Annotated in this window: 1 protein-coding gene; it reads right to left on the bottom strand. The window is 65.9% G+C overall.

Translation table 11 applies throughout. The annotated features are described in order from the left end of the window. Positions 1–760 (bottom strand): type VI secretion system tip protein TssI/VgrG (tssI, locus tag ACWKV7_RS23670; RefSeq protein ID WP_483860160.1); only part of this gene is annotated, 760 nt, incomplete at both ends.

Genomic DNA, 760 nt, shown 5'->3' with positions numbered 1-760 from the left:
CCGACCAGGGTCACGCCGCCGCCGTCGAGTTTGACGAAGCTGCCGCCGCCCTTGAGGGTCAGTTCGCTGCCGGCTTCGAGCACGACCTTGAGGCCGCTGGAGAGGTGGATTTCGCGGCCGGCGTTGACGAACTGGCTGGTGCCGACCTTCAGGTGCTGGCTGGTGCCGACGGTGAGGTGGTCGTTGGCCTTGACCTCGGTCTTGCGGTCGAGGTGGGTGGTGCGGTGTTCCTCGGCCTTGAATTCGCTGTAGCTGTTGGCTTCGACGGTGTCGTGGCGCTCGTGGCCGATGCGGATCTTCTGGTCGTGCTCGATGTTCTCGTCCCAGTCGCGCTCGGCGTGGAGGTAGATCTGCTCCTGGCCCTTGCGGTCTTCGATGCGCAGCTCGTTGTAGCCACCGCCACCGGGGCTGCTGAGGGTCTTGAATACCGTGCGGGTCTTGTTCGCCGGCAGGTCGTAGGGGACGACATGTTCCTGGTGGTACAGGCAGCCGGTGATCAGCGGCTGGTCGGGGTCGCCTTCGAGGAAGCTGACCAGTACTTCCATGCCGATGCGCGGGATGACCAGGCCGCCATAGCGGTCGCCGGCCCAGCTGGAGGAGACGCGCAGCCAGCAGGAGGTCTTGTCGTCGGCCTGGCCTTCGCGGTCCCAGAAGAACTGCACCTTGACTCGGCCGTACTCATCGCAGTGGATTTCCTCGCCTTTCGGGCCGGTGACCACGGCGCTCTGGCTGCCGAGGATGCGCGGCTTGGGGTGGGCCA

It is taken from the genome of Zestomonas ipomoeae (assembly GCF_057128665.1).
Note: the sequence above shows the minus strand (reverse complement) of the source record. Positions and strands in the feature narration are given on the sequence as shown.